Source organism: Mesorhizobium sp. M0751 (genome assembly GCF_040320265.1).
Classification (GTDB): domain Bacteria; phylum Pseudomonadota; class Alphaproteobacteria; order Rhizobiales; family Rhizobiaceae; genus Mesorhizobium.
Map to the genome: position 1 here is coordinate 299678 of NZ_JAMYPH010000004.1, position 18296 is coordinate 317973.

The following is an 18296-nucleotide window of genomic DNA, read 5'->3' on the forward strand; positions in this document are numbered from 1 at the left end:
GGGCGGCCGCCCTTTGAAAGGATACAACGATACGTGGCGTTCAGATTGAACGGCTACGCAAGGTCCACGTTTCGGCTGGCCCAAATCGCGCCGCGTTCGAATATCGTGCGCATTTGCGGTACGGCGAACTCGTCGGCGGTGTGGCCGAGCGCGCTGTAGAAGACGCGGCCCTTGCCGTAGCGGCGCTTCCAGACAACCGGCATGACGACGCCGGCGATGAAATCGAGATGCTCGCCGGTGAAAGTAGTCGTCGCCAGCACCTCGTTGGTCGGATCGACATGCATGTAATACTGCTCCGAACGGTAGGCGAAGCCGTCGATGCCCTGCATGAGCGGATCGTCTGGCCTGGTGATGTCGACGTGATAGTCGATGATGTTGCCGGGGTGGGCAACCCACTGGCCGCCGGTCATGAATTGATATTCCGGTTCGTTGCGGAAGCTGTCGCACATGGTGCCGTGAAAGCCCGCAAGGCCGGTGCCGGCCCCGACGGCGCTGGTCAGGTTTTGCAGCTCCGGCTTTTCGATGGTCGACATGGTGATCACCGGGACAATGAGATCGAGCTTACCCAGCTGCGGATCGGCAAGCGCTGAAGTCCCCCGCTCCAGCTGCACGTCGAAGCCGTTGCCGGCCAGCATCTCCTTGACGATTTCGGCGCTTCGGGCCGGGGTGTGACCTTCCCAGCCGCCCCACAAAATCAGTGCCGTCTTGCTCATCGCATTATTCCCTATCCCAGAATTCCGAAAGGCAGGTCGGCGCGCATCGGTGCCGGCCGGGCGCAGCCATATCTGAGATCGACACGCTGCCCTGTCTCTGCTGAAGAGATGACCGATTCCATGATTTCCAGGACATGGAGGGAAAGATCGAGACTGGCGCGGTGTTGCCTGCCCGAGACGATCGCCTGCGCCATGTCGGCAAGGCCGAGGCCCCGGTAGTTGCCGTCGCCATAGGAATGGATCTGATCGGCCACCGTCCAGTCGCCCTTGCGCTGGCTGGTCCTGATGTCGCCCTGGAACTGGTTGGGATCGGAAACGATCATCGAGCCCGTGGTTCCGTAAAGTTCGATGTGATTGTGTTCATGCTTCCAGACGTCGAAGCTGGTGGTGATCGAGACCGCGGCGCCATTCTCGAATGCGAGCAGGCCGGAAATATGGGTCGGCATCTCGACCCGGATGGTTTCGCCCTGGCGCGGTCCAGAACCGATGGTGCGGGTGGCGTAGGATGACTTCGCCTGCCCGGTCACGGATTTTACCGGACCCAGGAGATTGACCAGGCAGGTCAGATAGTACGGTCCCATGTCGAGCATTGGCCCACCGCCAGGCTGATAGTAGAAATCCGGATTGGGATGCCAGAGTTCGTGGCCGGGCACCTGCATGAAGGCAGAGCCGGCGACGATGGTCCCAACCGTATCCTCATCGACCAGCCGCCGCGCCGTCTGGTGGGAGCCGCCAAGAAAGGTGTCGGGTGCGCAGCCGATGCGCACGCCCTGTTGGCGCGCGGCCGCGACCAGCCGCTCGGCGTCACTGAGCGTCGTTGCCAGCGGTTTCTCGGAGTAAACGTGCTTGCCTTGCCCGACAGCTTGCAAGCCGACCGGCACATGATGCTGCGGCGTCGTCAGGTTGAGCACGATCTCGACGCGCGGATCGGCCAACAGCGCGTCGACCGGCATGGCAGCCAGGCCGTAGGCCGCTGCCTTGGCCTCGGCCGCCGTAGGGTTGATGTCGGCAACGCCGACAATATCGAGCACCGGGAATTGTGGCGATGCCTTCAGGTAGGCATCCGAAATGTTGCCGCAGCCGATAATGCCGACACCGATCCTCCGCATGGGCTTCTCCTCAAAAGGCGGCATTGATGAAACAGCAGAACTCGTTTGTCACCCCCCTTTCGGCCGGACGAGGTTCTCCCGTGACAAGGATTTACCTTGAGAGCCTCAGAACCGCCGCCCGATCACAATCGCGCGCCCATGCGCGAGGCGCTTGCTTTCGAGGTCGAACGGCCGGTACTCAGCAACATTGCTTCATGTAGCTTGCTCGACATTCTTGATGCCGGCTTTGAGCACAGCACCGATTTTCACCCGTAGAAGGACGCACATGATCCGCCCACAAGGAACCATCGCACCGATCCTGACGCCGTTTGAAAACGACGGCCGTATTGCCCGCGACCTCTGGATATCACACGCCAAGTGGGTGCTGGATCAGGGAGCGCATTTCCTGTCGCCGTTCGGCACCACGGGCGAGGCCTTGTCCGTCTCGTTGCGCGAGCGCATGCAAGCGCTGGAGTGGCTGGTCGAGGCCGGTATTTCGCCAAGCCGTCTAATGCCCGGCACCGGTGTCACAGCACTTGCCGAAACCGTCGAGCTGACGGCGCATGCGGTCGGTCTCGGCTGTGCCGGGGTGATGGTGCTGCCGTCGTTCTTCTATACGGCCGCCGGCGACAACGGCCAGGCCCGCTACTATGGCGAGCTGATCGAACGGGTGGCGAACCCGGCGATGAGGATGATCCTCTACCACATCCCGCAGAATTCCGGCGTACCGGTGAGCCCGGCGCTGACCGCCCGGCTGAGCGAAGCGTTTCCGGATGTCGTAGTAGCTTACAAGGACAGCGCCGGCGATTGGAACAACACCGCGGCGGTCATTGCGGCAGCCCCAAGGGTCGCGGTGTTTCCGAGCTCGGAAGCACAGCTGACGAAAGGCCTCGCCAACGGTGCTGCGGGGTGCATCTCGGCGACGGTCAATCTGAATGCGGCAGCGATCCGGGCCCTCTACGACGCAACGCTGGCGGGAGAGGACATTACTGACGCGGATGCCGCCATCAAGGCGTTCCGCAAAATCATCCAGGACGCCGGCCTCATCGCTGCGATGAAGGCAGTGCTGGCGGTACGGTCCGGCGACAGACGCTGGCTGAACCTGCGCGCGCCGCATGAGAACGCGACGCAAGCCACCGGCGAAGCTTTGCTCGCCGCTCTCGGCCCGCTAGCCGACCATATCGGCCGGAGCTGACTATCGGGCCGTGTTCAGGGCGGCAGCAGCGCGTATCAGCGCCTTGAACGCATTCTCATCTATGTCTTCGCCCTCACGGATATCGATGGCGCGCCTGGTGTTGCCTTCGAGGCTGGAGTTGAACAGGCCTGAAGGGTCCGGCAGCGAGGCGCCCTTTGCGAAGGTCACTTTCACGACGCTCTTGTAGGTCTCGCCGGTGCAGATTATTCCGGCGTGCGACCACACCGGAACGCCTCGCCACTTCCACTCCTCGACCACTTCCGGGTCAGCCTGCTTGACGAGAGCGCGGACATGGGAAAGCGTCTTGCCTCGCCAATCGCCCAGCTCACTGATCCTCGCATCTATCAGCTGAGAGGGAGAGCTCTCTGCATTTCCTTCCATCGAGCCACTCTTCATCATCATTGTCGCTTTCCCTAGGGTTGTTGCCGCTCGCCCGTCACATGAATACCTAGTCGGCACCGGATTTGCGGGAATGACTGGCATTCCCGCTCACATTCGCTCGCCAGGCAATTGGCTGGCTTGCTTTACCCAGTCGGTGAGTTGAGCTTCGTCGAGCTGGTCGTCCTCGCGGATGTCGAGGTAGCGCACGTCCTTGTGCTTGGACTCGCCGGGTGGGACGGGACGCAGCGACGCACCGCGGAAGAAAGCCAGCTTGATGTACTTCGTGAAGCAATGGAAGTTGAGGAACCAGCCTTGACCCTCTACGCCATAGAAGGGCGAGTTCCATTTGACGGCCTTGCGCAGGTTGGGAACGTTGCGCTCGACGAGTGCGTCGAGGCGGCGCCCGACGTCGCGTTTCCAGCCCGGCATGGCCGCGATGTAGGCCTGCACAGGAGCGTCACCATCACCCTTCGGGATCTGCGGGTTGCCGCCTGCGAGGAGGACCGGCTTGGCGGCTGCAGGCTTGGCCGCTGTAGGCTTGGCGGCGGGCTTCTTCACGACCGCCGCTGACTTGATGGACGTCTTGTCGGCCATGCATTCACTCCAAGGCGCCTGAGCCCCCGGCGTTGCGCCACTTGGGAGCGTAAGGCAGCACGAACATGTACAGACCGGTAAGCAGGAGCAAGCCGAGTGGAAACAGCGGCAAGAGGTACACCCAGTAGGCGGGTTCCTTGCCTACTCCCAGGCTGATGAAGATGGCGGCGACGACCGCCGCAAAGATAATCGACAGCCAGCGGTGGATCTGCCGAACCCATTTGTTCCAATCCATTGAGACCTCCTCTGAAGACGAACCGAGCGGATCGGGCGGCCCGTTTGGCGGCTCTCGCCAGGGAGCCACGCCACTGAACGCTTGCCTTACCAGCGCGCCAGCTGGGTGATTTGAACGAGATTGCCGCAGTTGTCGTTCAGCTGGGCGATGATCGAGCCGGTTACTTCGGTCGGCGGCATCGTGAACTCGGCGCCGCGCGCTTTGATGCGCTCGTAATCGCTCTTGACGTTATCGGTGAAGAACATGACCGCGGGCTGGCCCTGCTGGAAAATGGCTTGCTGGTAGGCTTTTGCAGCCGGGTTGTCATTGAGCGCGAGTTGCAGCTCGGTCCCGTCCGGCTCGTCGGGTGATGCGACGGTCAGCCAGCGAAACGGCCCATTGCTGAAATCGGCCCTTTTTGTAAAGCCGAGCGTTTCGGTGTAGAAATCCAGAGCCTTTTCCTGGTCATCCACGTATACTTTGGTCAACTTGATCTTCATTGGCTTGCCTCCATTATCGCCCGCCATCTGCCGCTCTGTAACAGAGCCCCTGCTTGAATAGCGCCCGCGGATCTCAGTCCGTCCGCGCCAGAACCTGCTCCAGATCGTCAAAGAACCTCGGCCAGCCGACTTTGGCACCCCGGAAGTAGGGCTGCTGATCCGGCCGGAAGCCCGACTGTTCCATGCGCAAGCGGGCACCGGTGCTCGTGGGGGTGAGAGTCCAGGAGACGACACTCTTGAGATCCTTGGTATCCCACGTGTAAGTCAGCGTTCTGTTCGGCTCGACCGTCTGCACCTGACACTCGACGAAGCCCCAGTCTGCGTGAAGATTGAAGCGGTGGTTCGCGACAGGTTTGAAGTCATTTTTCATGAGCCACTCCTCGATCAAGTGTGGTTGGGTGAGCGCGCGCCAGATCTTCTCAGGCGGATAAGCGATTTCCCGTTCAACAACGACGGAGAGTGTTTCGGTCGACGTTCGGTTCACTGGTCCATCCTTTTGAGCAGGTCTTCGAGGTCGTCGAACCGGCTCTGCCAGAATCCGGTCATCTGGCTCGTCCAGTCGAGCAAGGGGGCAAGCGCTGCAAGCTGCGCACTATAATGGGTCTGCCGTCCTGCATGGCGGTCGCGCACGAGCCCGGCCTGCCTCAAAACGCCGAGATGCTTCGACACGGCCGGTTGCGAGATCCCGGCCTGAGCCGTCAGAGCCCCGACCGTCTGCTCTCCTTCACGACACAGTCGCTCAAAAATAGCGCGCCGAGTCGGATCGGCAAGCGTTCTGAACAGTACATCGTGAGCGTTTGGCATTGGGATCGATAACCCTTCGGCTATTGATCGATGTATAACCATCGGGATATGTATGAGTCAAGCGCGAAGCGGCATAATTCTCGTTAGTCACCTGCTTCGCTCACGCAGCCAGTTGCTTATTCGCTGTGCTCTGCACTGGAATTGTCACGTGTTATGCGCTACATGACCATCTACATGGTCAGGAGCGTGACATGAACGCGGTCAATCTGGCGGACGCCAAGGCACATCTGAGTGAGCTCGTCGACCGGGTCGAGGCTGGAGACTCGATCGACATAACTCGGCGTGGCAAGCCGGTCGCCAGGCTCACGGCCGTGGCCCGCCCTCGCAAACGGATCGACGCCGTCCTGCTCCAATCCCTGACCGCAACCATGCCTCTGCAGGCTCAGGCTGCCGCCGATCTGGTGCGGTCGATGCGAGATGGCGATCGCTACTGATGCTTTACCTCGACACTTCGCTGATCGTCGCGGCGCTATCCAACGAAGCCATTACCGCGCGCGTTCAGGGCTGGCTGGCGGAGCAGGACCCAGCGCAACTTGTGATCAGCGACTGGACCATCACCGAGATGTCCTCCGCCATGGCGATCAAGCTTCGGACCGGACAGATCGACCTGGAGCAGCGCGCAGCAGCGCTCGCGATGTTCAATAAGCTGGTCGCTGAGAGCTTCACCGTGCTGCCGGTGACGGGCGGACATTTTCGGGTCGCCGCGAAATTCGCCGATCAGCATACGCTGGGGCTTCGTGCTGGCGACGCCCTGCACCTCGCGGCGGCATCCGAGCATGGCGCCACGGTGCGAACCCTCGACCAGCGGCTCGCCGAGGCAGGACCGATTCTCGGCGTGCCGACGCAGTTGCTGGCATGATCAAGGCCCTCTCCCTCCAAAATGAATAAACCGATTGGCTGCAATTCTTGACCTTGAGGACTTCTGGATATACATTTCTTCCAGCGTATATCTAAGAGAGGAAGTGGTATGCAGGTTGCCAAATGGGGAAACAGTCTTGCGGTCCGCCTTCCCGCCGCTGTGGTCGAAGCGCTTGAACTCAGGGAAGGCGATGAGATCGAAATCCATGTCGCTGACGCCCGCCAGCTTGGCGTCGCGCGAAAGCCCGGGCGCGAGGAGTTGCTGAAGCGTCTCCGCGCCTTCCGCGGTCGGCTTCCCGCTGACTTCAAATTCGATCGGGACGAGGCAAATGCCCGTTAGTTTTTTCGACACCAATGTGCTTCTTTACATCGCGTCAGGCGATACGGCGAAGGCGGATCGGGCCGAGGCGGTCATCGCTGCTGGCGGGGCGATCAGCGTGCAGGTTCTCAATGAACTCACCAATGTCGCGCGTCGGAAGATGCAAATGTCATGGGACGACACGCATGCGCTGCTGACCATGCTGCGCGGCCTGTTGACGGTTCATCCGCTCACGCTCGAGACCCACGAAACAGGATTGAGGCTCGCCGAGCGGTACGGCCTTTCCACCTATGACGCGATGATCGCCTCCGCGGCGATTCACGCTGGCTGCGATACACTTTGGTCAGAGGACATGCAGCACGCATTGGCGCTCGACGAAGGCTTGCGCATCGTTAATCCCTTTCGCGTTGCGAGCTGATCACGCTCATTGAAGGGAGCTGGCCGGGAGCGAATGGCGGCTTTCGATGTTGCCGAGCGGCGCGTCAGGCACGGAGAGCGATGCTGTCAACCACAAGCATCTGCGCGGGCGAGGAGAAAGGCCGCTTCGCGCACGTTGCGGGTGAGCTTGGCCGCAGTCTCGAATTCGGCGCGGGCCTCGGCCAGCCGGCCAGCCCGAAACAGAAAATCGCCCCTCGCCGCTGGCAATGGCGCATAATTGCGCAAGGCGGCGGCGTCGGCAATCTCGTCTACCAGCCGCAGGCCCGCTTCGGGCCCGAAAGCCATGCTGTGGGCGACCGCTCGATTGAGATCGACCACCGGCGAGGGCATCACTGCATGCAGCCGGTCGTAGAGCGCTGCGATGCGGGGCCAATCGGTATCGGCCGGACTGCGCGCCCGCGCGTGACAGGCTGCAAGCGCGGCCTGCAACACATAGGGGCCATCGCCCCCGAGGGCTTCGGCACGGGCCAGCGCGTCAAGGCCTCGGCGGATCAGCAGCTGGTCCCAGCGCGCGCGGTTTTGCTCGGTCAGGGTCAAGAGGCCGCCGTCCGGCCCGATGCGTGCCGGCAGGCGCGATGCCTGGATTTCCATCAGAGCCAGCAGGCCGAACACCTCGGCATCCTCGGCCATCAGCCCCGCCAGCATGCGGCCCAGCCGTTGTGCCTCCAGGCACAGGCCCGGCCGGACAAGGTCGTCGCCTGCCGTGGCAGCATAGCCTTCATTGAAGATGAGATAGATGACCTCCAGTACCGAGGACAGTCGCGCCGCACGCTCGGCGCCGCGCGGCACCTCGAAGTTGAGCCCGGCCTTTCCGATCGTCCTCTTTGCGCGGACGATGCGCTGGGCGATCGTCACCTCGCTCGACAGGAAAGCACGGGCGATCTCGTCCGTCGTCAGGCCGCCGATGACACGCAGCGTGAGCGCCGCGCGGGCGTCGGCCGAAAGTATGGGGTGGCAGGCTGTGAAGATGAGGCCCAGCAGCTCGTCGCCAAGATCGTCGTTCATGGCCGTTTCGTTTCCCGCGGCCGTACCATCGCACTCGCCGTCCAGCTCCCGCGCGATCTCCTCATGTTTGCGCTCGCGCATCTTGTCGCGACGGATCGCGTCGATGGCGCGGCGTTTGGCGACCGTCATCAGCCAAGCGCCGGGATTGGCCGGAACGCCGGTCCTGGACCATTCGGATAGGGCTATGACGAGGGCGTCCTGCACCAGTTCCTCTGCAAGATCGACATTGCGCACGAGGCGGGCCAGCCCCGCGATGAGCCTGGCCCGTTCAATGCGAAAAATCGCCTCGATCGCCTGCTGCGTCTCGCCTGCCGTCATGCTGCCTTATCGGCCAAAGCCAAAACGAAGGCAAAACAGGTTGCGGCCGACAGGTTCAGCTGCCGCTGAGCTTCTCGCGCGTCCGGTCATGGATTTCCGTGACCTCCGGCGTCAGATTCCCATTGCCAATCAGCCATCTCGTACAGCGGCCGGATCTCAATCTCGCTCGGTCCCGGCATGGGATTGGGGCAGCGCTTCACCCAGGCGACCGCCTCGTCCATGTCCTTGACTTCCCAGAGCCAAAAGCCGGCGACCAGTTCGCGGGTCTCGGCGAAAGGTCCGTCGATGACCGTCCGGCGTGGACCATCGAACGCAACGCGCTTGCCCTGCGAGGAGGGCTTGAGGCCGTCGGCGTCGAGCAAGATGCCGGCATGGCGCAGCTCGTCGTTAAACCTGCCCATCGCCTCCATCGCCTCCTTCGCCTCGGGCGTGGGGAGAAAGCCCTTTTCGCTGTCCTCGGTAGCCTTCACGAGCACCATCACACGCATCGTCTGTCTCCTTGTTGAGCCGGCCTCACCGGCCGGCATCGAAACGACGAACGGAGTTTAGGAAATCGACATTGTCCTGCAAATTTTTTTCGAGGTTGAGGAGAAAGACGCCGATCGCGGCGCCCCTGGTCAGGGATCGCGATGGCGCGATATCGGGATTGGCGCAACGCAGGTCGCCAATTGTAAGTAAATTGAATGGCGCCTAAACCATTTCGGGACGTTTTGAGGCCTCGCGGATCGCCTTGTGCACGCTGCGCTGCAAATCCATGAAGGCCCGGGTTTCCATGACCTCTTCCCGGCGCGGGCGCTCAATGTCGACATTGAAGGTCTGCATGATGCGTCCCGGGCCGATCCCCATCACGACGATGCGGTCCGACAGGTAGACGGCTTCTTCCACATCATGGGTGACGAAGAGCACGGTGAGCCTGTGCTCCTCCCAGATCTGCGTCAGGAGTTCCTGCATCTGATGCCTGGTCAAGGCATCGAGCGCGCCAAAGGGCTCGTCCATCAGAAGCATTTTGGGTCGATAGGAAAGGGCACGCGCTATGGCCACCCGTTGCTTCATGCCGCCCGAAAGCTCCGACGGATAGCGATTGGCGCTGTGAGGGAGCTTGACCAAATCGAGATGCTCGCGTGCTATCCTGCGGCAGGTCGCGCGATCATGACCCGCGGCCTTGAGCGCGAACTCGATATTCTGCTGCGCCGTCAGCCAGGGAAGCAGGGTGTAGGACTGGAAGACGACGCCGCGGTCGAGGCCCGGCTGCAGGATCGGCGCGCCATCGATGGCAAGATCTCCCGCGTCGAAATCCTGCAGTCCGGCAACGATCGACAGCAGCGTGCTCTTGCCGCAACCCGACGTGCCCACCAGCGAGACGAACTCGTTGTCGGCAAGATCGAGATTGATATCGCGCAGCACTTCCGTGCGCCGCGCGCCCGTGCCGAAGCTCTTGTGGAGACCCTCGATCCGCAGTTTGGGCAAACTCATCGGCCCGGCCTCATTGCACGTGACCCTCCTGCCGGAACAGCGCTTTTCCCAGTGCCTTCATGACCTGGTCGGTGATGAGGCCAAGCACGCCCAGCAGCAGGATGTAGCCGATGATGGTGTTTGTCTGGAAATAGCGCTGGGACACGGTGATGCGGTAGCCGAGGCCTGATGTCGCCGCGACAAGTTCCGCCAACACCAGCCAGGTCCATGCCCAGCCGAGACTAATGCGCAACGTATCCCAGATGCCTGGCAAGGCGCTGGGAACCACGATGCGCGTCAGGATCCTGCGATCCGGCAGGCCGAGCGTCCTGCCAAGGCCGATGAAATCAGCGGGAACCCGTTTTACATTGTCCATGATCATCAGCACCTGCTGGAAGAAGGTGCCGATGAAGATGATCAGGAACTTCTGGGCATCGCCCGTGCCCGACCACAGGATGGAGAGGGGCACGAAAGCGACCACCGGCATGTAGCGGATGAAATCCACAAGCGGCTCGATCGCCGCTTCCCAGGTCCTGAAGCTGCCGATCAGCACGCCGATCGGAATCGCCAATGCCGAGGCGATGAGGAAGCCAACAGAAATACGGTATATCGAGGTCCTGAGATCCAGCCACAGCGTGCCGTCAGCCGAGAGCTTGCCGAGCTGGGTCACCACGCTCCCGGGCGAGGGCAGGAAAATCGGCTTTACCAGCCCCAGCCCCGTTGCCGCCCACCAGGCAAGGCCGAGGCCGGCAAAAACCGCCACTGCTATCATCAGGAAGCGCGAGCGTGCGAGGGGCGCGCCTATCCCGGTGGAGGGGCGACGGCGCATCGGCTGTTTGATTACCGGCCCCGGCACTGCGTGAGACGGGCTTGGCTTGGTCGCACGCTGCTCGGACATTTGCGTCACCACCGCGAGCCGGCCCTCGTCATTTCGCGGCCTTGACGAATGACGGGTCGATCATCTGCTCCGGCGTCACGTCCGCCTGAAGCAGCCCGGCGTTCTTGGCGGCCGCCTCGACGTCGGCGAATATCTTGGTGGAGAATTCGCCCGTCAGCGCATCCTTGTTTTCGGCGAGAGTATAGTAACGCACGCCATCAAAGGCGGTGTTGAGGTCTTCGACGCTCGAACCGACCGCCTTGGAGATGATCGCCCGGCCGTCGGGCGTGTCGGCATTGTAAGCCTTCAGGGCCGCATCCCAGGTCTTGATCATGGCAAGCACCTGGCCGGGACGCGACTTGATCACCTCATCGCGCACCACAAACACGTCGCTGATCAGGCCGGGATCTTCGCCTGCGGTGAAGAGCAGCTTGACGTCCTTGTTCTGTGCCCTGGCCGCGGTGAGATAGGGCTCATAGGTCACCGCGACCGGAACCTGGCCGGCGATCAACGCACTGCCGGCATCCGCCGCCGGCATTGGAACCGGCTGGACATCGGCGATGGACATGCCGTTCTTGGCGAGCGCGTATTTGAGCAGGATGTCGCTCGTCGTGCCTTCCTCGAAAGCGACCTGTTTGCCCTTGAGGTCGGCGACGGAGGCGATGTCCTTGCCGGCGATCATGGCGTCTGCAGTCATGCTGACGTCGAGCAGAAGCACGATCTTCACCGGCAGGCCGGCCGCAACCATGCCCATAGCCGTGTGGGTCGCGATATTGGCGGCATCGAGTTGGCCGCTGGCCAGGGCCGCGTTGATGTCCTTGTCCTCGGCGAAGTTCACGATCTGCACGTCCGACAGCCCGCTTGCCTTGAACAGGCCCTTGGCCTCGGCGACGTGCCACTGGCCATAGCCAAGCCATGGCTCGATGCCGATCTTGAATGTTCCTGCCTCAGGCGTCGCCGGAATTGTCGTGTCGGCCGCGTAGGCCGCCGGGGCAAACCCGACGGCAGCAGCCATGACGAGTGCCCGAAATTGTCCTGCTAGGTTACGCATCATCTTGTTCCCCTTGATGATCAGGCCGCTTTTTTGAACCAAACATCCGGCCTGGTGAGAATGCGGGCTTCTGCTCTTGCGGCACCGTGCCTCGGCATCTTAGCTGTCCGTTCAACGAAAGTGCGACGACACTTCAACGTCAGCGACAGCGGATGTCAAGGCTAAATACATACATGCATATACAAGTTGGACCCCTCCTTCCGACTCTGATTCGCTTCACTGCGATCAGGTTTTTTTGGATGGAGAATATCGACTGCCAAGCGAGTAGCGGCTGCCAACGTAAGTCAGCTTGCTGATCGTGGCAATGACGGCGCCGGTCCATGTCCGGCGATGCAGAAACAGGCAGCAGCTGCCGACGTCGATGCCCAGATACCGCGCCGTCTCTGCATCGGCAGGAGTCGCCGAGATAATGTGCTCGACCTCCGTCACCGGGGTTTTCTGCATGAGGTAGTCGTAGGTCGCTGTCTTGGAAAAGTCCTGCTTGTCATAGTCGGGTATCAGGCCCGGGTTGACGAAGCGCTCTTCCAGTTGCACAGGCAGGTCGTTCTCGAAGTTGACGACGATGGAATGATAGAGCGACGCGCGTTTTGCGAACTCGAACGAAAGCGCGAGCTCCTTTGTCGGCGTGATCTTTTCGAGGACGATAACCTCGGAACGATGCCTGTTTCCCCGCGCGACAATTTCCGCCGCGATGTTGTTGATCTCGATCAGTGCGGATTGCGGTCGAGGTGGCGCGATGAATGTGCCGACGCCCTGGAGCCGGATCAGAAAACCCGCAGAGGTCAACTCCCGCAAGGCACGATGGACCGTCATCCGAGACACGCCGAGTGTCGCCACGAATTCATTTTCGGACGGCAGCTTCCGGTCCTTGCTCCATCGCCCCGTTCCGATGTTCGTCAGGATGTAGTCCTTGACCTTCTCGTAAAGAGGGCTGGCGGTGTCGGGCAAAGTGATCATTTCAAAAATCCTTTCCGGCAAGATTCGGAAATCACACGCGCCCGGCAGACCGCATCCGGATGATTGTTTTCAAGCCGTCGCCCTGCCCCGTCAGCAGCCGCTCATAGGCTGCGGGAACATCATCCAGGCCGATCTCGCGGTCGATCAGTTCGACCATGGGCTCGGTCAACTCGCCGAGCATCCGAATGGCGTCGGGAAACTCGTCGGCAAAGGCGTGGCATCCCAGCAATGCGATTTCGCGTTCAACCAGGATGTTGGGATCGATATCGAGGCGCCCATGGAATATGCCGACCATCGCAACGGTGCCGCCGGCATCCAGAACGCCGAGCAACTGGCTGAGTGCTGCGATGCTGCCGGTCGCTTCGACGGCAGCGAGCAAGGCGGTATCCGCGGTGGCGGCGGCAATGGCGTCCCGATTCAAGTCGACGATGCTGGCGCCGGTGACCCGCGCCACGCGGGCGCAGCGGCCCTGATTGCGGTCGGCGACGAGCACGGTACCTGCGAATGTCCGGGAAAGCAGCAGTGCGGCAAGCCCGCCGATAGTCCCGCAGCCGACGACAAGAACGGAGCCGGCCGTTTTCGGCAGACGCCGCACTGCGTGCAACGCTACAGCCAGCGGCTCGGCCATCGCCGCGACCCGTTCGTCAAGCGCGGCATCGACGACGTGCAGCAGGCGTGCGGGCAGGACCGCCTGTTCGGCAAATCCGCCGTCGCATATCTCGCCGACGAAGCCCAGCGACGTGCAAAGGTGCCGCCTGCCTGCATGGCATTGCGCACACTCTCCACACCAGAAACGGGAATCGGCGACCACTCGGTCGCCAACAGCGACGGTGTCCACGCCCTCGCCGATGGCGATCACCGTGCCTGTCAGCTCATGGCCAGCCGTCGAAGGCGATCGGCTTATCCATTGGCCCGTGCGGAAGTTGTGGAGATCGGAACCGCAAATGCCTGCGGCATCGACCCTCAGCTTCACCCAGCCTGGCTCGGGAGCGCCTGGTGCGGCGATATCCTCCACACGCAAGTCGCCGGGTCCATGGAGTCGCGCCGCCCTCATCGTCATCGTTTCCGCTCAGCCGGCGAGATAGCGATCGCGGATCTCCGAAACCGCGTTCTCATGCGAGCTGAATCCTTCGTAGCGGGCGAGCCTGCGCGCATGCAGGGCGAGTTCCGGATAGGCCGCCGAGGTCACATAGCCGACCGACGATCTCTTGACGAAATCCGTCACGGAAAGCGGTCCAAAGGTTCGCGCCCACCGGCTGGTCGGCAGCACCGCATTGGGTCCCAGGACGAAGTTGGCGAGGGTCACCGGCGTATGCGGTCCCATGAGGATCTCGGCGGCTTCTGTAATGCGTCCGAGATGCGCAAATGGCTCCGTTGACAGAATCTCGAGGTGCTCCGGTGCATAATCGTTGATGAAGCGGTAGCTGTCCTCCAGCGACTCGGTCAGCACGATGCCGCCGCGCTTTCCAGTCAGTACCGCGCGCGAGAACTCCACACGCTGTTCGCTCATGCGGGACCAGTGTTCCGGTATCGCAATCAACGCGGCTTCGGCGACCTTGCGGCTGTGCGTCACCAGATAGGCCGAGGAATCCGGCCCGTGCTCGGCCTCGATCAACAGGTCAAGAGCAGCCAGGCCGCCGTCGACGCTGTCATCGGCAAAGATGATCGCTTCGGACGGACCGGCGGGGAGACCTGTGTTGATGATCGGGGACAACACGCTCTTTGCCGCCACCACCCACGGGCTCCCCGGCCCGACGATCTTGACGGCAGGCTTCACGGTCTCGGTTCCATAGGCGACGGCGGCGACCGCATGGGCGCCGCCGCATTTGTACACGGTCTCCACGCCGGCGATGCGGGCAGCAACCAGCGTCGCGGCGTCGACGGAACCGTCCGAAGTCGCAGGCGTCACGATCGCGATCTGGGGAACCCCGGCAATCACCGCCGGAACCGACGTCATCATCGTCACCGAAGGGAAGGCGCCTTTGCCGCGCGGAACATAAAGCGCGACCGAAGCGATTGGTGTGTATCGGTCACCCGCATAGGCGCCCGGCCGAACTTCCTTGAGCCACATCGTTTCCGGGCGCTGCTCCTCGTGGAAATGCCTTATGTTCTCGATGCCGAACCGGATACTCTCGACGACATCTTTGTCGACCTTGTCGAATGCCGCGTCGAACTCCGCTTCCGAAACTTTCAGTCCACCGTCGGCAACATCGGCTTTGTCGAGCTCGCGTGCAAACCGGAGCAAGGCCGCGTCACCTTCATCCTTGACGGCCTGGATGATTGGACGGACCTTTTCGATGAAGGAAGACAGATCTCCCTCGGCGCGTCTCAGTAAACTGGCCCGCTGATCGACACTGAGGGATGACAGGCGGTGGAAGCTGACGTCAGACATGGCGGCTCCTTTTCTTGAGACCCAATTACGATTAGCGCTTGTCGATCACTTCTGGGATACGTCTCCGGCCCTGAAGCCTTCAAATCGATGCGAGAAAGCCTCCATCCACGGGAATGGACTGGCCGGTTATGTAGGCTGCCGCATCCGAAGCGAGGAACACCGCGATTCCGTGCAGGTCCGAGAGATCACCAAAACGGCGCTGCGGAATCTTGGCGAGCATCGATTGCTGCCATGCCTCGTTGCTGTAGAACACGTCTGTCATCGCTGTCCTGAAATAGCCAGGCGCAATGGCGTTGACCCGGATCCCAAGATCGGCCCACTCCGCCGCAAGCGCCCGCGTCATGCCGAGGAGGCCTGATTTCGACGAGCCGTATGGCACCGCCGTGGGAACCCCAACCTCAGAGGTCAACGAGCAGAGATTGATAATGACGCCGGGCCGTCCGGCGTCTCTCATCTGCCGCGCGGCGGCTTGGGCGCAGAAGAAGGCGCCTTTGAGATTCGTATCGACAATCCTGTCCCACAAGGCCTCGTCGACATCGAGTGAAGGCCGGACCTCTTCCACCCCCGCATTGTTGACGAGAATATCGAGACCTCCGAGCAGGTTGCCGGCCTCGGCTGTCGCCGCCCGGCAGCGGTCGACATCGGTGACGTCCAGGGCGATGGCATGCGCGACCCCGCCGGCAGTGCGGATTGCGGCCATCGTCTCCTCGAGCGAGGCGACGCTGCGCGCCGTGACCGCGACGTCGGCGCCGGCCGCGCTGATCGCCTCGGCGATGCTGCGCCCGATGCCGCGGCTTGCGCCGGTTACAAGCGCCTTCCTGCCTGACAGGTCGAAGAGAGATGCGTTGCGCATGTCATCCTCCTTGGTAATGTCGCGCTTGGACCGATCGTGTCGAGACTATCCGAATGCAGCTTATCTATACAAGCATGTACATCATGGCTGTAGTGCGCCATGCGAAACTTTGCTTGTCAGAGCGGCAGCGCATTGGTCGACATCGGACCGGTCTACGCGGTTCGCCCCAGCCCATCTGGAGTTCATCGGGAGGGATAGATGAAGCGCGCAGTAGACCACGACGCGATGAGCGTGGTTGGTTATACCACCCCCTGGAGTGCCAAAGCAGGCCAGCGGATCAGCCTCAGCCTGTCATGTGATCGGCCGATAAAGGCCACACGAATTTGCCGGCTCGACAAGCCGGCTCCGGAATTTCTCGCCTGGCCAATCGAAACGATAGGTGAAGCACGGCATCGGCATTTCGACCAGGGGTCGTTCCTGTTCGTGCGAGCCGGCGAACTGGCCAAAGTACAAGCCCTCCACGGCATACGTTTTGAGCTGTTCCTCACGCGCAACGAAGGTGCGCGCACGATCCTGGAGGCAGGCGCCCTTGGGCTGCGCCTCCGCGACGGCGCATTTGTCGTGGAAATCGGCGGCGAAACCCTTGTCGAGAAGAAGGCGCCAACGGGTGTGTGGCTCACTGTCGAGTTGGATCTGCGGCAGGAGCAATCGCGTCTGCGCATCAAATCCCATGATCTTCTCGCGCCTTACGAACTCCATGAAGGTTTTGGCAGCCCGGCGCGGAACCTCCAGGCGCGCAGCATCCATTTCGGCGCAGGTGCTACCCACCACCAACCTACCCTCAACGCGAAATTTGCAGCTATCCGGCTCGATACTCCACAGGGGATCATTGCCTGGGATTTCCCGACGCTGTTACCTGCGCAGCCGATCCTGTCGTCGGGCGGAGCCGATCCGTTGCTCCTCGACGTGATCAATCAGCCAGCCTTCTGCGTGACTTCGGCACGCTGGGACGGATCGAGCTTCGAGCCTCGCTTCGTGCCGTCGCACTACGACGCTATCCATTGCCACGACGACGACATCGGCCCGCTTGAGTGGCCGGCATCGCACCGCGTGACGATCCCGGAAAACGCACGCCCAGGCGTCTACGCGTTCCAGATCGAATGGGATGGTGGCTACGAACGCGTGGTGTTCTTCGTCACCTCTTCACAGGTTTCGTCGCCGCTGTTGTATCTCGTGCCGACGGCCACCTATCTCGCTTATGCGGACGAATATCTCCCCGATCATCTTTATGAATGGAAAGGCGACGACCGGGGACATCGCTTCGCGATCGCCAACAATCTGAAATCTCTTTACGACTACCATTCCGACCTTAGCGGTGTTTCCATCTGCTCCTACAAAAAGCCGAAAGTGACGCTCAGGGACGATTACGATTATCCGCTCTGCGGCTGCCCACACAATTTGCCGGTCGATCTGCACTTCCTCCGATTCTGCCACGACAATGGAATCGTGTTTGACGTCATGACCGATCACGATTTGCACGAATGCGGCATAGATGGTCTGCGTCGACATCAGGCCGTCGTCACCGGCAGCCACCCCGAATATATGTCGATCGAGATGGAGCAGGCACTGCGGCAGTTTGTGGCCGAAGGCGGCAGCCTCGCCTATCTCGGCGGCAACGGCTTCGCTGCCACTGTGGCTTTCAAGGATGACCTGATGGAGCTGCGGCGCTCGCCGCTGGAGGCAGGCCGCACCTGGGATGGCCCGGTCGCCGAACAGGCGCTGTCGATCACCAACGAACCAGGCGGCTATCTCCGCTCCCGCGGCCGAGGCGAATTCTCGCTGATCGGCGGCGCGATCTCACTGATGGGCTTCGAAGGCGCGCACCCCTTCACGCGCACTGAGGAAAGCCATGAAGCAGGATGCGCATGGCTGTTCGAAGGCGTTGAAAATGCGACCTTCGGCACGGACGGCATCGTGCTGGGCGGTGCCGCGGGCTACGAAGTGGATGCGACGGATCCAGCCCTCGGCACGTCCGCTGACACCGTCGTGGTCGCGCGTGCGACCGGATTTCCCGACAGCTTCTTCCAGGATCCGACGCGCTGGTATGAGGGTGGGGATACCCAACGCATCGCCCGCCGCTGCGCCGAAATGACCCTGCGAAAGCTCGCAGCAGGCGGCTTGATCTTTTCGGCAAGCTCGGTTGCCTGGTGCGGCGCGCTGCCAGCCGCAGGCGCCATGAACGACGTCGGCAGGATCACGCTCAATCTGCTCAACCGCCTCGGTGCTACGAAAGGAGAACTCAATCCCAGCCGAGAAAATCGATAAATACCTGTATCCGCTTTCGCCC

Annotated in this window: 23 protein-coding genes; 6 read left to right on the plus strand and 17 right to left on the minus strand. The window is 61.8% G+C overall.

The features are described 5' to 3' along the window. Positions 1-53: 53 nt before the first annotated feature. Together NKI19_RS09220 and NKI19_RS09225 are read right to left on the minus strand one after the other, a co-directional pair. Complete coding sequence (locus tag NKI19_RS09220; protein ID WP_352488436.1) at positions 54-713, minus strand: ThuA domain-containing protein; 660 nt, start codon at positions 711-713, stop codon at positions 54-56. 11 nt (positions 714-724) lie between these two features. Then, positions 725-1822: a Gfo/Idh/MocA family protein gene (locus tag NKI19_RS09225; RefSeq protein ID WP_352488434.1), complete on the minus strand. Its 1098-nt coding sequence runs from the start codon at positions 1820-1822 to the stop codon at positions 725-727. A gap of 265 nt (positions 1823-2087) precedes the next feature. On the opposite strand from NKI19_RS09225, the gene NKI19_RS09230 reads away from it, so the two are divergent. Beyond that, a complete protein-coding gene (locus tag NKI19_RS09230; protein WP_352488433.1) occupies positions 2088-2996 on the plus strand; it encodes a dihydrodipicolinate synthase family protein in 909 nt (302 codons plus the stop codon). Here the strand turns inward: NKI19_RS09230 and NKI19_RS09235 are convergent, their stop codons facing one another. From NKI19_RS09235 to NKI19_RS09260, 6 genes are all read right to left on the minus strand, one after another. Then, entirely contained in the window at positions 2997-3395 is a 399-nt protein-coding gene (locus NKI19_RS09235; protein ID WP_352488582.1) for a DUF1801 domain-containing protein, read from the minus strand. It lies immediately after the preceding gene. A 90-nt stretch (positions 3396-3485) separates the two neighbouring features. Further along, complete coding sequence (locus tag NKI19_RS09240; protein ID WP_352488432.1) at positions 3486-3971, minus strand: DUF1801 domain-containing protein; 486 nt, start codon at positions 3969-3971, stop codon at positions 3486-3488. A gap of 4 nt (positions 3972-3975) precedes the next feature. Next, positions 3976-4206 carry a hypothetical protein gene (locus tag NKI19_RS09245; RefSeq protein WP_352488431.1) on the minus strand — a complete coding sequence of 77 codons (231 nt, stop codon included), beginning with the start codon at positions 4204-4206 and terminating at the stop codon, positions 3976-3978. Between the two features lie 86 nt (positions 4207-4292). After that, a complete protein-coding gene (locus NKI19_RS09250) occupies positions 4293-4685 on the minus strand; it encodes a VOC family protein (protein WP_352488430.1) in 393 nt (130 codons plus the stop codon). Positions 4686-4758: 73 nt separating this feature from the next. Then, positions 4759-5169 carry an SRPBCC family protein gene (locus NKI19_RS09255; protein ID WP_352488429.1) on the minus strand — a complete coding sequence of 137 codons (411 nt, stop codon included), beginning with the start codon at positions 5167-5169 and terminating at the stop codon, positions 4759-4761. Further along, the gene (locus NKI19_RS09260; RefSeq protein WP_352488427.1) at positions 5166-5489 is read right to left on the minus strand and encodes an ArsR/SmtB family transcription factor; all 324 of its coding nucleotides are present in this window, start codon (positions 5487-5489) and stop codon (positions 5166-5168) included. Before NKI19_RS09260 ends, NKI19_RS09255 begins: the two co-directional genes overlap by 4 nt. A 191-nt stretch (positions 5490-5680) precedes the next feature. Here NKI19_RS09260 and NKI19_RS09265 point away from each other — a divergent pair, with 191 nt between their 5' ends. The 4 genes from NKI19_RS09265 to NKI19_RS09280 all read left to right on the plus strand — a co-directional run bounded on the left by NKI19_RS09265 (position 5681) and on the right by NKI19_RS09280 (position 7084). Next, the gene (locus NKI19_RS09265; protein ID WP_352488425.1) at positions 5681-5923 is read left to right on the plus strand and encodes a type II toxin-antitoxin system Phd/YefM family antitoxin; all 243 of its coding nucleotides are present in this window, start codon (positions 5681-5683) and stop codon (positions 5921-5923) included. Beyond that, on the plus strand, positions 5923-6348 hold the full coding sequence (locus NKI19_RS09270; RefSeq protein WP_352488424.1) for a type II toxin-antitoxin system VapC family toxin: 426 nt from the start codon (positions 5923-5925) through the stop codon (positions 6346-6348). Before NKI19_RS09265 ends, NKI19_RS09270 begins: the two co-directional genes overlap by 1 nt. Positions 6349-6456: 108 nt before the next feature. Next, positions 6457-6687, plus strand: coding sequence for an AbrB/MazE/SpoVT family DNA-binding domain-containing protein (locus tag NKI19_RS09275; protein WP_023676182.1), 231 nt, complete (start codon positions 6457-6459; stop codon positions 6685-6687). A 16-nt stretch (positions 6688-6703) separates the two neighbouring features. After that, positions 6704-7084 (plus strand): PIN domain-containing protein, encoded by a 381-nt coding sequence (locus NKI19_RS09280; RefSeq protein WP_502899254.1) that lies wholly within the window; start codon positions 6704-6706, stop codon positions 7082-7084. A gap of 86 nt (positions 7085-7170) precedes the next feature. On the opposite strand, the gene NKI19_RS09285 is transcribed toward NKI19_RS09280, so the two are convergent. The 9 genes from NKI19_RS09285 to NKI19_RS09325 form a co-directional block, all read right to left on the minus strand. Then, positions 7171-8427, minus strand: coding sequence for an RNA polymerase sigma factor (locus tag NKI19_RS09285; RefSeq protein WP_352488422.1), 1257 nt, complete (start codon positions 8425-8427; stop codon positions 7171-7173). A gap of 86 nt (positions 8428-8513) precedes the next feature. Next, positions 8514-8915 carry a YciI family protein gene (locus NKI19_RS09290; protein ID WP_352488421.1) on the minus strand — a complete coding sequence of 134 codons (402 nt, stop codon included), beginning with the start codon at positions 8913-8915 and terminating at the stop codon, positions 8514-8516. 202 nt (positions 8916-9117) lie between these two features. Continuing rightward, positions 9118-9900, minus strand: a complete 783-nt coding sequence (locus NKI19_RS09295) for an ABC transporter ATP-binding protein (RefSeq protein WP_352488420.1) — start codon at positions 9898-9900, stop codon at positions 9118-9120. 10 nt (positions 9901-9910) lie between these two features. After that, entirely contained in the window at positions 9911-10708 is a 798-nt protein-coding gene (locus NKI19_RS09300; RefSeq protein WP_352951116.1) for an ABC transporter permease, read from the minus strand. A gap of 97 nt (positions 10709-10805) precedes the next feature. Further along, a complete protein-coding gene (locus NKI19_RS09305) occupies positions 10806-11807 on the minus strand; it encodes an ABC transporter substrate-binding protein (protein WP_352709013.1) in 1002 nt (333 codons plus the stop codon). A gap of 225 nt (positions 11808-12032) precedes the next feature. Continuing rightward, entirely contained in the window at positions 12033-12764 is a 732-nt protein-coding gene (gene hutC, locus NKI19_RS09310; protein WP_352488418.1) for a histidine utilization transcriptional repressor HutC, read from the minus strand. Positions 12765-12795: 31 nt separating this feature from the next. Next, positions 12796-13818: a zinc-dependent alcohol dehydrogenase gene (locus tag NKI19_RS09315; RefSeq protein ID WP_352488417.1), complete on the minus strand. Its 1023-nt coding sequence runs from the start codon at positions 13816-13818 to the stop codon at positions 12796-12798. 15 nt (positions 13819-13833) lie between these two features. Continuing rightward, positions 13834-15156, minus strand: a complete 1323-nt coding sequence (gene hisD / locus NKI19_RS09320) for a histidinol dehydrogenase (RefSeq protein WP_352488416.1) — start codon at positions 15154-15156, stop codon at positions 13834-13836. 79 nt (positions 15157-15235) lie between these two features. Then, on the minus strand, positions 15236-16009 hold the full coding sequence (locus tag NKI19_RS09325) for an SDR family NAD(P)-dependent oxidoreductase (RefSeq protein WP_352488415.1): 774 nt from the start codon (positions 16007-16009) through the stop codon (positions 15236-15238). A gap of 198 nt (positions 16010-16207) precedes the next feature. Between NKI19_RS09325 and NKI19_RS09330 the strand changes: the two genes are divergently transcribed. Continuing rightward, complete coding sequence (locus NKI19_RS09330) at positions 16208-18274, plus strand: N,N-dimethylformamidase beta subunit family domain-containing protein (protein ID WP_352564849.1); 2067 nt, start codon at positions 16208-16210, stop codon at positions 18272-18274. The last annotated feature ends 22 nt before the right edge of the window (positions 18275-18296 follow it).

What these genes read in the sequence shown, in the direction of transcription:
- NKI19_RS09220 (WP_352488436.1), bottom strand. Translation starts at nt 713, where the DNA reads ATGAGCAAGACGGCACTGATTTTGTGGGGCGGCTGGGAAGGTCACACC.
- NKI19_RS09225 (WP_352488434.1), bottom strand. Translation starts at nt 1,822, where the DNA reads ATGCGGAGGATCGGTGTCGGCATTATCGGCTGCGGCAACATTTCGGAT.
- NKI19_RS09230 (WP_352488433.1), top strand. Translation starts at nt 2,088, where the DNA reads ATGATCCGCCCACAAGGAACCATCGCACCGATCCTGACGCCGTTTGAA.
- NKI19_RS09235 (WP_352488582.1), bottom strand. Translation starts at nt 3,395, where the DNA reads ATGATGAAGAGTGGCTCGATGGAAGGAAATGCAGAGAGCTCTCCCTCT.
- NKI19_RS09240 (WP_352488432.1), bottom strand. Translation starts at nt 3,971, where the DNA reads ATGGCCGACAAGACGTCCATCAAGTCAGCGGCGGTCGTGAAGAAGCCC.
- NKI19_RS09245 (WP_352488431.1), bottom strand. Translation starts at nt 4,206, where the DNA reads ATGGATTGGAACAAATGGGTTCGGCAGATCCACCGCTGGCTGTCGATT.
- NKI19_RS09250 (WP_352488430.1), bottom strand. Translation starts at nt 4,685, where the DNA reads ATGAAGATCAAGTTGACCAAAGTATACGTGGATGACCAGGAAAAGGCT.
- NKI19_RS09260 (WP_352488427.1), bottom strand. Translation starts at nt 5,489, where the DNA reads ATGCCAAACGCTCACGATGTACTGTTCAGAACGCTTGCCGATCCGACT.
- NKI19_RS09265 (WP_352488425.1), top strand. Translation starts at nt 5,681, where the DNA reads ATGAACGCGGTCAATCTGGCGGACGCCAAGGCACATCTGAGTGAGCTC.
- NKI19_RS09270 (WP_352488424.1), top strand. Translation starts at nt 5,923, where the DNA reads ATGCTTTACCTCGACACTTCGCTGATCGTCGCGGCGCTATCCAACGAA.
- NKI19_RS09275 (WP_023676182.1), top strand. Translation starts at nt 6,457, where the DNA reads ATGCAGGTTGCCAAATGGGGAAACAGTCTTGCGGTCCGCCTTCCCGCC.
- NKI19_RS09285 (WP_352488422.1), bottom strand. Translation starts at nt 8,427, where the DNA reads ATGACGGCAGGCGAGACGCAGCAGGCGATCGAGGCGATTTTTCGCATT.
- NKI19_RS09290 (WP_352488421.1), bottom strand. Translation starts at nt 8,915, where the DNA reads ATGCGTGTGATGGTGCTCGTGAAGGCTACCGAGGACAGCGAAAAGGGC.
- NKI19_RS09295 (WP_352488420.1), bottom strand. Translation starts at nt 9,900, where the DNA reads ATGAGTTTGCCCAAACTGCGGATCGAGGGTCTCCACAAGAGCTTCGGC.
- NKI19_RS09300 (WP_352951116.1), bottom strand. Translation starts at nt 10,708, where the DNA reads ATGCGCCGTCGCCCCTCCACCGGGATAGGCGCGCCCCTCGCACGCTCG.
- NKI19_RS09305 (WP_352709013.1), bottom strand. Translation starts at nt 11,807, where the DNA reads ATGCGTAACCTAGCAGGACAATTTCGGGCACTCGTCATGGCTGCTGCC.
- hutC (WP_352488418.1), bottom strand. Translation starts at nt 12,764, where the DNA reads ATGATCACTTTGCCCGACACCGCCAGCCCTCTTTACGAGAAGGTCAAG.
- NKI19_RS09315 (WP_352488417.1), bottom strand. Translation starts at nt 13,818, where the DNA reads ATGAGGGCGGCGCGACTCCATGGACCCGGCGACTTGCGTGTGGAGGAT.
- hisD (WP_352488416.1), bottom strand. Translation starts at nt 15,156, where the DNA reads ATGTCTGACGTCAGCTTCCACCGCCTGTCATCCCTCAGTGTCGATCAG.
- NKI19_RS09325 (WP_352488415.1), bottom strand. Translation starts at nt 16,009, where the DNA reads ATGCGCAACGCATCTCTCTTCGACCTGTCAGGCAGGAAGGCGCTTGTA.
- NKI19_RS09330 (WP_352564849.1), top strand. Translation starts at nt 16,208, where the DNA reads ATGAAGCGCGCAGTAGACCACGACGCGATGAGCGTGGTTGGTTATACC.